Origin of the sequence: Chromobacterium sphagni, from assembly GCF_001855555.1 — a bacterium.
GTDB classification, from domain to species: Bacteria; Pseudomonadota; Gammaproteobacteria; order Burkholderiales; family Chromobacteriaceae; genus Chromobacterium; species Chromobacterium sphagni.
This window is the reverse complement of record NZ_MKCT01000017.1, coordinates 375,563-389,213: the sequence shown is the minus strand read 5'-3', so window position 1 is coordinate 389,213 and position 13,651 is coordinate 375,563. Positions and strand designations below refer to the sequence as shown.

17 protein-coding genes and 1 pseudogene are annotated in these 13,651 nt (G+C 64.4%); 10 read left to right on the top strand and 8 right to left on the bottom strand.

Going from position 1 to position 13,651, the window contains the following annotated elements:
- The first annotated feature begins 129 nt into the window (after positions 1-129).
- The 4 genes from BI344_RS10085 to BI344_RS24795 all read left to right on the top strand — a co-directional run bounded on the left by BI344_RS10085 (position 130) and on the right by BI344_RS24795 (position 2,034).
- Positions 130-1,224 carry an AAA family ATPase gene (locus BI344_RS10085; RefSeq protein ID WP_071112802.1) on the top strand — a complete coding sequence of 365 codons (1,095 nt, stop codon included), beginning with the start codon at positions 130-132 and terminating at the stop codon, positions 1,222-1,224.
- Between the two features lie 128 nt (positions 1,225-1,352).
- Entirely contained in the window at positions 1,353-1,718 is a 366-nt protein-coding gene (locus tag BI344_RS10080) for a DMT family transporter (protein ID WP_071112801.1), read from the top strand.
- On the top strand, positions 1,715-1,873 hold the full coding sequence (locus BI344_RS24800) for an SMR family transporter (protein WP_206600360.1): 159 nt from the start codon (positions 1,715-1,717) through the stop codon (positions 1,871-1,873). Before BI344_RS10080 ends, BI344_RS24800 begins: the two co-directional genes overlap by 4 nt.
- Before the next feature lie 5 nt (positions 1,874-1,878).
- Entirely contained in the window at positions 1,879-2,034 is a 156-nt protein-coding gene (locus BI344_RS24795; RefSeq protein WP_206600359.1) for an SMR family transporter, read from the top strand.
- Between the two features lie 133 nt (positions 2,035-2,167).
- On the opposite strand, the gene BI344_RS22830 is transcribed toward BI344_RS24795, so the two are convergent.
- The 3 genes from BI344_RS22830 to ilvD form a co-directional block, all read right to left on the bottom strand.
- Positions 2,168-2,410: a hypothetical protein gene (locus tag BI344_RS22830; RefSeq protein WP_083370153.1), complete on the bottom strand. Its 243-nt coding sequence runs from the start codon at positions 2,408-2,410 to the stop codon at positions 2,168-2,170.
- Between the two features lie 15 nt (positions 2,411-2,425).
- On the bottom strand, positions 2,426-2,884 hold the full coding sequence (locus tag BI344_RS22825; RefSeq protein WP_083370152.1) for a hypothetical protein: 459 nt from the start codon (positions 2,882-2,884) through the stop codon (positions 2,426-2,428).
- A gap of 142 nt (positions 2,885-3,026) precedes the next feature.
- Positions 3,027-4,880, bottom strand: a complete 1,854-nt coding sequence (ilvD, locus tag BI344_RS10065) for a dihydroxy-acid dehydratase (RefSeq protein WP_071112800.1) — start codon at positions 4,878-4,880, stop codon at positions 3,027-3,029.
- Between the two features lie 198 nt (positions 4,881-5,078).
- On the opposite strand from ilvD, the gene lgt reads away from it, so the two are divergent.
- The 4 genes from lgt (at position 5,079) to BI344_RS10045 (ending at position 8,431) form a co-directional block, all read left to right on the top strand.
- On the top strand, positions 5,079-5,930 hold the full coding sequence (lgt, locus tag BI344_RS10060; protein ID WP_071112799.1) for a prolipoprotein diacylglyceryl transferase: 852 nt from the start codon (positions 5,079-5,081) through the stop codon (positions 5,928-5,930).
- A gap of 194 nt (positions 5,931-6,124) precedes the next feature.
- A complete protein-coding gene (locus BI344_RS10055) occupies positions 6,125-6,928 on the top strand; it encodes an ABC transporter substrate-binding protein (RefSeq protein ID WP_071112798.1) in 804 nt (267 codons plus the stop codon).
- A gap of 82 nt (positions 6,929-7,010) precedes the next feature.
- Entirely contained in the window at positions 7,011-7,751 is a 741-nt protein-coding gene (locus tag BI344_RS10050; RefSeq protein WP_071112797.1) for an amino acid ABC transporter permease, read from the top strand.
- The gene (locus BI344_RS10045; RefSeq protein ID WP_071112796.1) at positions 7,748-8,431 is read left to right on the top strand and encodes an amino acid ABC transporter permease; all 684 of its coding nucleotides are present in this window, start codon (positions 7,748-7,750) and stop codon (positions 8,429-8,431) included. Before BI344_RS10050 ends, BI344_RS10045 begins: the two co-directional genes overlap by 4 nt.
- Here the strand turns inward: BI344_RS10045 and BI344_RS22820 are convergent.
- From BI344_RS22820 to BI344_RS10035, 3 genes and pseudogenes are all read right to left on the bottom strand, one after another.
- Positions 8,428-8,694, bottom strand: a complete 267-nt coding sequence (locus BI344_RS22820; RefSeq protein ID WP_071112795.1) for a family 1 glycosylhydrolase — start codon at positions 8,692-8,694, stop codon at positions 8,428-8,430. The two genes, BI344_RS10045 and BI344_RS22820, sit on opposite strands and share 4 nt — an antisense overlap.
- Positions 8,695-8,819: 125 nt before the next feature.
- Positions 8,820-8,939 (bottom strand): annotated as a pseudogene (locus tag BI344_RS26105) (family 1 glycosylhydrolase); the annotation flags it as partial.
- A gap of 132 nt (positions 8,940-9,071) precedes the next feature.
- Entirely contained in the window at positions 9,072-10,937 is a 1,866-nt protein-coding gene (locus BI344_RS10035) for a S9 family peptidase (RefSeq protein WP_083338841.1), read from the bottom strand.
- A gap of 186 nt (positions 10,938-11,123) precedes the next feature.
- On the opposite strand from BI344_RS10035, the gene BI344_RS10030 reads away from it, so the two are divergent.
- Together BI344_RS10030 and BI344_RS10025 are read left to right on the top strand one after the other, a co-directional pair.
- Positions 11,124-11,891 (top strand): 3',5'-cyclic-nucleotide phosphodiesterase, encoded by a 768-nt coding sequence (locus tag BI344_RS10030; protein WP_071112794.1) that lies wholly within the window; start codon positions 11,124-11,126, stop codon positions 11,889-11,891.
- A 26-nt stretch (positions 11,892-11,917) separates the two neighbouring features.
- A complete protein-coding gene (locus BI344_RS10025) occupies positions 11,918-12,235 on the top strand; it encodes a DUF190 domain-containing protein (RefSeq protein WP_071112793.1) in 318 nt (105 codons plus the stop codon).
- A 27-nt stretch (positions 12,236-12,262) separates the two neighbouring features.
- Here the strand turns inward: BI344_RS10025 and BI344_RS10020 are convergent, their stop codons facing one another.
- Positions 12,263-13,285, bottom strand: a complete 1,023-nt coding sequence (locus BI344_RS10020) for a linear amide C-N hydrolase (protein WP_071112792.1) — start codon at positions 13,283-13,285, stop codon at positions 12,263-12,265.
- Between the two features lie 127 nt (positions 13,286-13,412).
- Positions 13,413-13,622, bottom strand: coding sequence for a heavy-metal-associated domain-containing protein (locus tag BI344_RS10015; protein WP_071112791.1), 210 nt, complete (start codon positions 13,620-13,622; stop codon positions 13,413-13,415).
- Between the last annotated feature and the right edge of the window lie 29 nt (positions 13,623-13,651).

Genomic DNA, 13,651 nt, shown 5'->3' with positions numbered 1-13,651 from the left:
ACTTGATTATGACAAACATCAAGACCTAATCAACTTACCCGCCGTTTTGCCAGTTCCACCGCTCCCGCATCGCCAGGAACCCGCCGCCCCCGCAACAGTCCCAGCTTGTTTACCGATTCCTCCCCTGCCATGCCCATACACAGCCTCAACCTGTCCGGCTTCCGCTCCATCCGCAAACTCACGCTGGAACTGGACGCGCTCAATGTGGTGGTGGGCGCCAACGGCTGCGGCAAATCCAATCTTTACAAAGCCATCAAATTGCTGCACGACGCCGCCGAAGGCCGACTGTCGCCGGCGCTGGCGCAGGAAGGCGGCGTGCAGAAGGCGATGTGGGCCGGAGGGCCGCGCCGCGGCGACCGCGCTCGCGCGCCCAGGCGCATGATTCTGTCGGCCAGGCTGGATGACTTTGACTACGAACTGCAACTGGGCTACCCCGAACCCAGCAGCAGCCTGTTCGCGCTGGACCCCTTGATCAAGGAGGAAAGCCTGTGGCTGGCCGGCCACGGCCGCCGGCCCTCCACCCTGCTGCTGGAACGGCGCAACCAAGCGGCCTTCCTCTGCGGCGCAGACGGCGAACGCAACGCCTACCCCACCAGCCTGCGCGCCGAGGAGTCGATCTTCGGCCAACTGGCGGAGCCGCACCGCTACCCCGAGCTGTCGCAACTGCGCGAGACCCTGCGCAACTGGCGCTTCTACCACGAGTTCGCAGTGTGGCCGGGCTCGCCCTTGCGCGCGCCGCAAGTCGGCATCCGCTCGCCGGTTCTGGCTCATGATGGCGCCAACCTGGCCGCCGCCTACCAAACCATCGTCGAAATCGGTGATCGCGATCTATTGCGGGATATCCTGGCCAGCGCCTTTCCCGACAGCGGCTTCCAGGTGGAGGTCCAGCAAGGCCGCTTCCAGCTGCTGATGCAGCGCAACGGCTTGCTGCGGCCGCTGGAAAGCGCGGAGTTGTCCGACGGCACCTTGCGCTTCCTGTGCCTGGCGGTGGCGCTGCTCAGTCCGCGCCCGCCGGCTTTCATGGCCTTGAACGAGCCGGAAAACAGTCTGCATCCGGCGCTGCTGCCCGCGCTGGCGCGGCTGATCGCCGAGGCCAGCCGCTACAGCCAGTTGTGGGTGACCAGCCATTCTCCGCAATTGGCGACGCTGATCCGGCGCCATCGGCCGCTGCGGCAGTTTGCATTGCAAATGCGCGATGGCGAGACGGCGCTGGACGACGAATGAGACCCCAGACCAGCCGGATTGGAACCGCCAGCGCGGCAGCCTAGAAAATTGGTAGCGTTTACTTTTGAAATGAACTTCCCGCTGGAGAGCCGAGTCTGACTGGTGTTATGTCTATTTTTATAAACACTATGTCGAAAAAATTACTCTCTCCGTTGTCCCTGGCCTGGCTGACGCTCATGGCCGCCATCGCCTGCGAAATCGTCGGCACCTCCTTCATGGCCGTCGCCGCCCGCAGCGGGGCTTACCAGGGCTATCTATTGATGGCCGGCGCGCTGGCCTTGTCCTATTACCTGCTGTCGCTGGCCTTGCGGGCCATCTCGGTAGGCGTGGCCTACGCGGTGTGGGAAGGCCTGGGACTGATCGGCCTCACCGTGGTCAGCGTCTGGCTATTCGGCGAAAAGCTGGTGGCGCAGGAACTGCTGGGCCTGGGCCTGGCCTTGCTGGGGCTGGCGTGCGTGACGCTGGGCGAAACCCATGACGAGGTGGCGGCATGAAAACCGTCTATCTGTTGTTCGTGCTGGCTTCGGCGCTGATAGAAGTGGGCGCCAACCTGATGCTGGAAAAATCCGACGGTTTCCGCCGCAAGGCCTGGGGTTTCGGCGCTATCACCCTGGTATGGCTGGCGTTCGCGCTCTTGGGCAGGCGGTGAAAGGCATGGACTTGGCGATAGCCTACGCGCTGTGGGGCGCCATCGGCATCCTGGGCACCGCGCTGGGCGCGCGCGTGCTGTATAAACAGAAACTCAAGCCGATAGGCTGGGCCGGCATCGCCATCGTCTCCGCCGCGGTGGTGACCTTGTCCACCGTGTAATAACAGCCAGGCCCGAAAATTTCACCGCACGGTGCAATTCTCAGGCCCGGCTGCCCCCTTGGCAGACCGCCCGGCAAGGGCGGCCCGTTCTTGGACAGGCTGGCGGGGCGCGCCCCGCCGGGAAAGACCGAGCTTACTTGTTGTCCAGCGAGAACGACTGCAGTTCGGAAACATACTGCTCGTTGCGCGTTCCGCCGCTGCCGTAATATTCCTCTACCGACTTCACCCAGCGCTTGATTTCGGGCACGTACCAGAACGCCTTGTAAGTCCGGCCGGTGAACGTCTGGCTGTCCACTTTGCGCACCTGCCCCACCACCGTGGTATTGCCGGCATTGTTGCTGATGGCCTGGCCCACCGACACCGACGGCTTGCGCACGCCGCTCCATTGTCCCTAGGCCTCGATCTTCAGCGCGTTGAACTTGCCGGCAGGCACTTCGACGGGCTCGAAACCGACCACCGTGTACTTGCTGTCCCATTGCAGGCTCTTGAAGTTATTCGCCGGATGGGGATCGGTGTACTTGAGCGCCCAGCTCTTGCCTATCGTCAGCGGAAAGGACAAGGGCTGATTGGTCAGTGTCTCCACGCCGTCGAACTCGCGCACCACGCTCCAGTCGCGGTTCCAGAACGACACGCTGGGCGGCTGGCTGGTGCCGGCTTGGTAGATCAGCCTCGACGACACCCGGGCGACGGTAAATTCATTGCTGGTCTCGCCCCAGCCCGCCCCCGCCTTTTCCGTGGTCATTCGGTAGACCCATTTGTCGCCGGCTTTCACATCAGGCTCGCCCCAGGATTGAGCATGCGCCGCCGCGCTCGCGCCAACGCACAGCGCCAGGAAAATCGTCTGTCTCACCGGATCACTTTCTTTAACCAGTCAGTCAGCGGGCATCATAATCAAGCCGGCGCGCGGACATATTAAAAGTCATTGAAATCATGTTAATAAACATAAAAAAAGCAGCCGGACCCGGCTGCTTGTGATCCTGCCCGGCGGCGCGCTACTTTTCCACCTGCGACACATCGCGCACCGCGCCGGTGTCGGCGCTGGTGGTCATCGCCGCGTAGGCGCGCAAGGCCGGGCTGACCGCCCTTTCGCGGCCCAGCGGCTTCCAGGCATTGCCGCCGCGCGCCTCCATCGCCGCGCGGCGTTGGGCCAGCGCGCTGTCCGCCACCGCCAGATGAATGCGGCGATTCGGGATGTCTATTTCTATGGTGTCGCCCTCTTCCGCCAGGCCGATGGCGCCGCCCTCCGCCGCTTCCGGCGAAGCATGGCCGATGGATAGGCCGGAGGTGCCGCCGGAGAAGCGGCCGTCGGTCAGCAAGGCGCAGGCCTTGCCCAGCCCCTTGGATTTGAGATAGGACGTGGGATACAGCATCTCCTGCATGCCTGGCCCGCCCTTGGGACCCTCGTAGCGGATGACCACGATGTCGCCGGCCACCACTTGGTCGGCGAGGATGGCCTCCACCGCCGCCTCCTGGCTTTCGAAAATGCGGGCACGGCCGGTGAACTTGAGGATGGATTCGTCGACGCCGGCGGTCTTCACGATGCAACCACGCTCGGCGATGTTGCCGTATAGCACCGCCAGGCCGCCATCCTGCGAATAGGCGTGGGCCTGGTCGCGGATGCAGCCCTCGGCGCGGTCGTCGTCCACGGTCGGATAGCGCATCGACTGCGAGAAGGCGATGGTGGTGGCCACCCCGCCCGGCGCCGCGCGGTAGAAGCGGCGCGCCTCGCTGTCCTCGCCCTGGCGCATCACGTCCCAGGCCTCCAGCGCGGCGGCGAGCGTCGCGCTGTGCACGGTGGGCACCTCGCGGTGGATCAGGCCGGCGCGGTCCAGCTCGGCCAGAATCGCCACCACCCCGCCGGCGCGGTGCACGTCTTCCATATGGTATTTCTGGGTGGCCGGCGCCACCTTGGACAGGCAGGGCACGCCGCGGCTGATGCGGTCGATGTCGGCCATCTTGAAGTCCACCCCGGCCTCGCTGGCCGCGGCCAGCAGGTGCAGCACGGTATTGGTGGAGCCGCCCATCGCCACGTCCAGGCTCATCGCGTTCTCGAACGCCCGCTTGCTGGCGATGCTGCGCGGCAGCACCGAGGCGTCTTCCTGCTCGTAGTAGCGCTTGGTGATCTCGACGATGACGCGGCCGGCCTTCAGGAACAGCTCCTTGCGGTCGGCATGGGTGGCCACCAGGCTGCCGTTGCCCGGCAGCGACAAGCCCAGCGCTTCGGTCAGGCAATTCATCGAATTGGCGGTGAACATGCCGGAGCAGGAGCCGCAGGTGGGACAGGCGGAGCGCTCCACGCGGTCGACGTCCTCGTCGGACACCGCGCTGTTGGCGGCCTCCACCATCGCGTCCACCAGATCCAGCTTGCGCACTTCGTTACCCCACTGCACCTTGCCGGCCTCCATCGGCCCGCCGGAGACGAACACCACCGGAATGTTGAGGCGCATGGCGGCCATCAGCATGCCGGGAGTGATCTTGTCGCAGTTGGAAATGCACACCAGCGCGTCGGCGCAATGGCCGTTGACCATGTATTCCACGCTGTCGGCGATCAGGTCGCGCGAAGGCAGGCTGTACAGCATGCCGCCGTGACCCATCGCGATGCCGTCGTCGATGGCGATGGTGTTGAATTCCTTGGCCACGCCGCCGGCTTTTTCGATTTCGCGCGCCACCAACTGGCCCATGTTCTGCAGATGGACGTGGCCGGGCACGAATTGGGTGAAGGAGTTGGCGATGGCGATGATGGGCTTGCCGAAGTCGGCGTCGGTCATTCCGGTGGCGCGCCACAGCGCGCGGGCACCCGCCATGTTGCGGCCGGCGGTGGAAGTACGGGAGCGGTATTGGGGCATGAGGCTTCCTTGAATGTTTGCAAATCCGGACTACGCTCCGTCACAACAGCCGGGTAGGCTGGAGCCGGCAGGCCTGCGGGTGCCCAATAGGCCTGCTGCTGAGCCGCCTCGCCGCGGATGAGCGGCGCGACGGCGGGGAACGCTTTCCGTATAATCTCCGTCAACATTTCTTTTACCGCAAACGCACATCACTGACAAATGCTGATTCATCCTCAGTTCGACCCGGTCGCCGTCCATATCGGCCCGCTGGCGGTCCACTGGTACGGTTTGATGTACCTGCTGGGCTTCACCCTGTTCCTCACCATGGGCAAATACCGCCTGAAAAGGGGCAATGACGTGCTCACCGTCGCCCAGTTGGACGACATGCTGATGTACGGCGCCGTCGGCGTGGTGCTGGGCGGCCGCCTGGGCGAGGTACTGTTCTACCAGCCCGGCTTCTACTTCAGTCATCCACTGGAGATCTTCATGGTGTGGAAGGGCGGCATGTCCTTCCACGGCGGTTTCATCGGCGTGCTGGTGGCGGTGGCGCTGTACGGCCGCAAGGTGGGGCGCACCTTCTGGCAGCTGACCGACTTCATCGCGCCGCTGGTGCCGCTGGGCCTGGCGGCCGGCCGCATCGGCAACTTCATCAACGGCGAGCTGTGGGGCCGGGTAGCCAGCCCGGACCTGCCATGGGCGATGCTGTTCCCGCAGGCGCGGATGGACGACATCGCCGAGGCGCAGCAGTCATCCGACCTGATGAACATGCTGATGCAGTACGGCGGCCTCACGCGCCACCCGTCGCAGTTGTACGAGTTCGCGCTGGAAGGCATCGTGCTGTTTTCCGCGCTGTGGCTGTACAGCGGCAAGCCGCGCGCGCGCGGCAAGGTGTCGGCGCTGTTCCTGATCGGCTACGGCCTGGCCCGCTTCATCAGCGAGTTCTTCCGCAATCCTGACGCCGGCATCTTCGGCAAGTCCGACGTGATCAGCATGGGCCAGTGGCTGAGCCTGCCGATGATCATCATCGGCGTCGCGCTGTTCGTGTTCTTCGGCAAGCGCAAGCCGGCCTGACCGGTTTGCCGCGAAGGGCAGAAGGCCAGGCATAGCCTGGCCTTTTCTCTTTCCGCCGCCGCGGCGCGCGCCCCGCCCCGAAAATTCAAAAATTGGAATATTGAATTAATTTTTAATAATTTCACGCTATTAGATAAAGCGGATAGCATGGTCGGCAAATCATCGCATTTCGAATGAACATAACAAGGCCCGCCATGAAAAAGACCCTCGCCCTAGCTATTGCGCTTGCCGCCGTCTCCACCTCGGTCCTGGCCGACCGCTTGGACGACATCAAGAAAGCTGGCGTGATCCGCGTCGCCGCCTTCGACAGCAACCCGCCCTTCGGCTTCCTGGATGCCAAAAGCCGCCAGATCGTCGGCCTGGACGTGGACGTCGCGCAATACATCGCCAAGAAGCTGGGCGTGAAGCTGCAACTGGTGGCCACCAACCCGGCCAACCGCGTGCCGCTCCTGGTGTCCGGCAAGGCCGACATCGTCGCCGCCAACTTCACCGTCACCGACGAGCGCAAGAAACAGGTGGACTTCAGCCTGCCCTACTTCGCCTCCGGCCAACAGTTCATCGTGCGCAAGGGCGCGCTGCAGAAGCCGGAACAGCTGGCCGGCCTGCGCGTAGGCGTTGACAAGGGCACCACCCAGGAAGTGTATCTGCGCGACAAATACCCGAAGACCACCGTGGTGGCCTACGACGACACCCCGCTGGCCTTCACCGCGCTGCGCAACGGCAACGTCCAGGCCATCAGCCAGGACGGCTCCAAGCTGGCCACGCTGCTGGCCAACGCGCCGGACAAGGCCAAGTACGAACTGGCGCCGTTCACGCTGACCCGCGAATACCAGGCCATCGGCCTGCCCAAGGGCGAAGCCCGTCTGGCCAAGGTAGTGAACGACAGCCTGCTGGAACTGGAAAAGTCCGGCCAGGCCGCCAGGATCTACGACCAGTGGTTCGGCCCCAAGACCAAGGCGCCGCTGCCGCGCGACTTCAAGATCGGCCAAGCCAGCTGAAGCCGGCCCGCCGTCGCCAGCAACCGCCGGACGTCCCCCCGGCGGTTTTTGCCTTTTCCGGATACGCAACAGGTAGCAAACCATGACTCCCCCCTCCTGGCTGGGCCACAACTGGCTGGAGCCGCATTACCTCTTCTGGCTGGCCAAGGGCGCCTTGCTCACCGGCTGGCTGTCGCTGCTGGTGATAGCCGCCGCCAGCCTGCTCGGTCTCGCGCTCACCGGGCTGCTGGACAGCCCTCTGCGCCCGTTGCGGCTAGGTGCCCAAGCGCTGGTCAGCCTGCACCGCAACACGCCACTGATGGTGCAGCTCTTGCTGTGGTATTTCGGCGTGTCCGGCCTGCTGCCGGACGAAGTGAAATTCTGGCTGAACGCCCCGCACGCGCTGGCGCTGCCCTTCGGCCTCGAGCTGCCGTGGCCTTCGTTTGAGTTTCTGGCGGCATTCACCGCGCTGACGCTGTACAGCGCCAGCTTCATCTGCGGCGAGTTGCAGGCGGGGCTCAACGCGGTGCCGCCAGGCCAGCGGCTGGCCGCGCGGGCGCTGGGCATGAAGGGCTGGCAGGTGCTGCGCTGGGTGGTGCTGCCGCAGGCCTGGCAGCTGGTGCGCCGGCCGCTTATCGGCCAGTACACCGCCATCGTCAAGAACACCTCGCTGACCATGGCCATCGGCCTGGCGGAGCTCTCTTACGCCTCCCGCCAGGTGGAAACCGAGACCCTGCTCGCCTTCCAGTCTTTCGCCGCCGCCACTGTGCTGTACCTGTTGCTGGTGCTGGCCACCCAATGGCTGGGACAGCGGCCGGAACCTGCCTGGAGGACGCTGCGATGATGCCGGCCGTGATCCGCGACAACCTGGACTACCTGCTGATAGGCAATCTCGCCAACGGCGAACCCGGCGGCCTGCTGCTGACGCTGGGCCTGAGCGCGGCAGCCGCGCTGCTGGCCAGCCTGCTGGGCCTGGGACTGGGCATCGCGCTCTTGACGGCGCCGACCGCTGTCCAACGGCTGCTGGGCGCGCTCACCGCGCTGCTGCGCGCCATTCCGGTGCTGATGCTGATCTTCTGGTGCTATTTCCTGCTGCCCCTGCTGTTCGGCGTCGACATCCCCGGCATGCTGACCGTGATCCTGGCGCTGGCGCTGATCCACTCGGCCTATCTGGGCCAAGCGGTATTGGCCGGTTTGCAGGCGGTGGGGCGCGGCCAGTGGCACGCCGGGCTGGCGCTGGGTTTTTCCCGCGGCCAGACGCTGCGCTGGCTGATCCTGCCGCAGGCCTTGCGCATCATGCTGCCATCCTTCGTCAACCAGTGGATCTCGCTGCTGAAGGACAGCTCGCTGGCCTACATCGTCGGCGTGGCCGAATTCACCTTTGTCGCCACCCAGGTCAACAACCGCGAACAGGTGTATCCGCTGGAAATCTTCTGCGCCATCGCCATCGGCTATCTGGCGCTGTGCGGGCTGTTGCAGTTTGGCGGCCATCTCGCCGGGCGTCGCTGGAAACGGCTGGCCTAGCCCCCCAGGTCTTCGCCGCCGCTGGCGATCGCCCGCGGGTACCAGAAGAAGCTGTCCTTGCGCACCCGCCGCAGATCCCTGGCGTCGGTCTCGTCGCGGTCGACATACACAAAGCCGTAGCGCTTCTGGTAGCCGTTGAGCCAGCTGAGGATGTCGGTGAGCGACCAGGCGCAATAGCCCAGCAGTTCCACTCCGTCGCGGATCTCTTGCCGGCAGGCCTGCAGATGGCTGCGCAGATAGGCGATGCGGTAATCGTCATGCACCCAGCTGCAGCGTATCGAACTCGCCCAGGCCGTTCTCGGTAATCAGTACCGGTAGCGCGTAGCGGCTGGTCCACCGCCACCTCGCCATCGCTGCCCTGGAAGGTGCGGCCCGGCTCGCGCGCGAAAACATCCCACACCGACGGCCCCTTGCCATCGGCGTCGAACCCGCCCTCCACCTGATAGGCGGCCGAGGCCGCGCCCCACAGGAAGTCATCGGGAAAGGGTTGCAGCCGTGAGTGCTGCATGAGCGTCTCCGCATTGGTGGCAATGGCGGTTGGTCGCCGCGTCCGGCGGCAAGTTCTGGCCGTGACGCCGCATTCGGCGCATGAAAAACCCCGCCGTGACTGCCGGCGGGGTGGTCTGCGCGGGACCGGAACTCAATCCAGATATTTGTTGAAGAACTTTTCCATCGCGCCGTAGGCGTCGAAGCGGTTTTCCTCGTTGTGGAAGCCGTGGCCCTCGTTGTCTTTGACCATGTACTCCACCGCCACGCCGCGCTTCTTCAGCGCGTCGACGATCTGGTTGGACTCGTTGATGTTGACGCGCGGGTCCTTCGCGCCCTGCAACACCAGCAGCGGCGCCTGGATGCGATCGACATGGAACACCGGCGAGCGCTCGCGCAGCAACGCCTTGTCCTTGTCCGGATTGCCCACCATCTCGTACATGGAATCCAGGAACGGCTTCCAGTACGGCGGGATGGTCTTCATGAAGGTGAACAGATTGGACACGCCGACATAGTCCACCGCGCAACGGTACAGCTCCGGCGTCTTGGTGATGCCCGCCAGCGTGGCGTAGCCGCCGTAGCTGCCGCCGTAGATGCAGACCTTCTTAGGATCGGCGATGCCCTCCTTCGTCAGCCAATTGACGCCGTCGCTGACGTCGTCCTGCATCTTGCCGCCCCACTCCTTGAACGAAGCCTCCCAGAAATTGCGGCCATAGCCGGTGGAGCCGCGGTAGTTCATCTGCAGCACCGCCCAGCCGCGGCTGGCGAAGAACTGCACTTCCGGATTGAAGCCCCAGCTGTCGCGCGCCCATGGTCCGCCGTGCGGGTTGATGATCACCGGCAGATTCTTGGCATCCTCCTTGCCGCGCGGCAAAGTCAGGTAGCCGTTGATGGTCAGGCCGTCGCGGCTCTGGTACTGCACCGGACGCATGCTGGCCATCTGCTCTTCCTTCAGCCACGGCGCCAACTCGGCCAGCAGCTCCAGCTTGTCGCTGCCCTGGTCGTACAGATAGCTGTTGCCGCGGGTGCGGTCGTTCCAGGCCCTGACCACGAAGCGGTTCTCGTCACGGTTGCTGGACACGATGTCCACCTGGTAGCCCGGCAGCCTGGCCTCCAGCTTGGAGAGCAGCGCCTCGCTCTTTTCGTCGAAACACTGGCGGCCCGGCTTGTCGGTTTCAAACTCTGCGCAGGTGATCACCTTGCGCTTGTGCGAGAAGCCCAGATCGCTCACATCCACGTCCTGGCGGGCATAGATTTCCTTCACCTCCTTGCCGGTCTTCGGGTCGTACTCGACGATGGCGGCCTTGTCGCGGCCCAGATTGCTAGCGGCGTAGAAACGCTGGTTGTCGAAAGTGAAGAACAGCGGCGAGAAATTCTCGCGGAAGTTGGTGGTCAGCAGCTTGCGGAACTTGCCGCCCGGCTCGTCGCGGTACAGCACGGTGTTGTTGACGCCGTCGGTCTCGGTGGCGATGCGGATGTTGCCGTCGTGGTCGGTGCCCCAGCTGGCCACCTTGCCCGGATTCTCCGCCTCCAGCTTCAATTCGCCGGTTTTCAGATTGACGCGGTAGACGTCGAAGATTTCCGGGTTGCGCTTGTTCAGCTGCACCAGCAGCTCGTCGTCGCGGTCAACCAGACCATCGACGATGTCGGCGCGCACGCCTGGGAAGGGCGTCAGATCGCGGGTTTCGCCGCTGGCGAGATCCACGCTGTACAGGTGGAAGTTCTCATCGCCGGCATTGTCCTTCACGTACACCAGCCGGTCGTTGCCCTTCCAGAAATAGCCGGACAGGTCTCGGTCCTTGATGGCGGTGACGCGCTGATCCGGTTTGCCCGAACGGCGCACCACGATGTTCTTGCGGCTTTCCCACGGTGACAGGAAGGCCACGCTCTGGCCATCCGGCGACAGGCTGAAGCCGCTCTGCTCCGAATTGCGGAAAAAGTCGCGCAACGGAATGTCCGCCGCCAGCACGGAACCGGACAGCAACGACGCCGCCAACGCGGTCAGAATTTGTTTCTGCATTATTTGTTTCCTCATCTCTTTGTATCCGCCGCCGGCCAACCGGCTTTCCAGACGGAACCACGATCATAGCCCTGGCCCGGCCGCATCACAATATGTCGAAGTCATTTCAATTATAACGCCAGCCATTGCGCCAAACGCCTTGATCTACAATGCAATAAACCCTCAGCACAAGCATGGGAGCGTTGCATGCACATCCGAATTCTGGGTGCTTCCGCCTGCGTGGGATATCCCGGCCAGACCACCTGCTTCCAGGTGGGCCAGGACACGCTGGTGGACTGCGGCACCGGCTGCGGCAGCCTGAGCACCGAAGACATGCTGGCCATACGCCGCGTGCTGCTCACCCACAGCCATATCGACCACTGCGCGCTGCTGCCCCTGCTCGCCCACGTCCACGCCAGCTACCGCGGCAGCGGCCTGGAGGTGTATGGACAGGAGGAAACGCTGAACATTCTGCATCAGCATGTTTTCAACGGCGAAATCTGGCCGGACTACACCTGCACGCCCTCGCAGGAATGCCCATGGCTGCGCATGATGCCGGTGCAGGTCGGCGATACCATTCCCCTCGTCGACGGCCTGGCCACCGCGCTGCCGGCCCAGCACCGCGTGCCGGCGATAGGCTGGCTGATAGAAGGTCCATGGCGGGCGCTGGCCTTCAGCGGCGACTCCGGTCCCTGCCCGGCTTTCTGGCACTGGGTGGGCGGCGTGCCATCGCTGACCGACGTGATCTGCGAAGTCACCTACAGCAACGACCGCCAGCATGAAGCCTGCGAGCAGAGCCAGATGGCGCCGGCCACGCTGGCGCCGCTGCTGGCCAATATGCCGGCCAACGTCCATCTCTGGATATCGCATGCCGACCCCTGCTGCCGCGACGCGCTGCTGCAGGAGCTGCAAGGCGGCGTGCCGGCCGGCCTGCGAGTTTATCCGCTGAAAGAAGGCACATTGATCGAGTTGTGAACCGCAGCCCGCCAGGAAGGATCGCCATGCAAGGTTATCAGCTGTCGTTTTTCACCCAGCAGGGACACCGCCACCATGGCGTGCCGCTGGCGGAGTGGCTTATGCAGGAGGCCCATCGCCTGGGAATCGGCGGCGCCACGCTGTTCTCCGCCAGCGAAGGCTTCGGCCAGGACCGGCGCATCCACGCCGCCCGCTTCTTCGAGCTGACCGATCAGCCCGAGGAGGTGACGATGGCGCTGAGCGGCCACGAGGCCGAGCGCTTGCTGGAACGGCTGCGCGAAGAAGGCGTCAAGGTGTTCTACGTCAAGACGCCGGTGGAGTACGGCATGCTGGGCGGGGACTGAAACCGCCGCCGCCCGGCACCCGCGTGCTTATACCTTGATGAAGGTGATGTCGGCCAGAGGCTCCACCGGCACCACCTTGCTGGCCACCGTGGCGAAATCGATGTCGGCCAGCCTCACGCCGGTGTACTGCATGCTGTCGTAGGTGCGCAGGCCGATCTCGCCGGTCGTCAAGCCCTTCACCACCGCCCACTGGGTATGGTCTTGCTCCTTGCCTTCGCGAATGGTGCCGCGCGGAATATCCACCGCGTTGAGCAAGTGGGTGGCCAGGGTATAGGCTTGCTGGACATCGGCCGGCGGGTCGGCGAACTGCTTCAGGTAGGCGGTGCGCACGAAGCGGGCCGGCGGGGTGGAATTGCCGGGCAGTCCGCTCAGCCCGCCGCCATGGCCGGGCGTCGACACCTTCAGGCTGCCGAACTCCTGCGGCTGTGGATCGTCCGGCGTCAGATTCAGGTAGTTGCCCAGATTGTCCAGATGCCAGGGAAACCACGGCGCATTGGTGCAGACGCCCACCGGATTGTTGTAGATCTTCTGCTGCCCGTCCTGAAACTCCACCACGATGGAGCGGCCGTCCTTGTCGACAATGGCCGCGTGCAGCGGCAGGGACTTGGCCAGCCAGTCCGGCAGCCAGAACTGCCGCGTCGGCAACTGCTCCCACACGTCCGCCACGCTGGCGCAATGGGCCAGCACCCAGTCAGCGAACAGCGGCGCCAGCACCGTCGTCTTCAGGCTGGCAAACTCCTGGTAGCGGGTATTCGGCAACCAGAGCAGGCTGACGCTCAGCCCGGCTTCATTCAGGCCGTCGGTGACGATGCGCTGGGAGATGCCCGGCAGCGGCAAGTTGACGGAACTGATCCCGACATAGCCGTAGCTGACGGTCCAGGCTTCGGCGTCGGCCATCTTCTGGAACTCCGCGCCGGCCCACACCGGCTGCGAGAATGACTCGCCGCGGCGCTGCACATAGAACGCCGGCAGCAATGGCTTGGCGAACTCCATCGAACGGCCCACTACGATCTGCTTGTCCTGCGACTGCAGTTGAAAATGCGTGCACATCTCCGGCCTCCCTCGGCATGCCCGCTCGAAACCGCCATAGCGGCGCCGTCGACGCGACAGGCAGCGGGACAAGGCATTTAGCAGAACGCGTCCCGCCGCCGAAGAAAACTGGCCGAAATCACGGGATTCAGAAGTTGACGTCGAAGCCGGCGTCGATTACCGCTGCCGCCAGCTCCTGCGGCGACACCACGGCCTCGTCGTAATCCACTTTCGCCCGCTTGTCCTCCAGGCTGACCTGCACCGCGCCGACGCCGGCCATGGTTTCCAGAATGCCGGTCACGCTCTTGACGCAGCCGCCGCAGGTCATGCCGTCTATGTTCAGAATCAGTTCAGCCATATCGTCTCCTTGAATTTGAAAAATCCGCC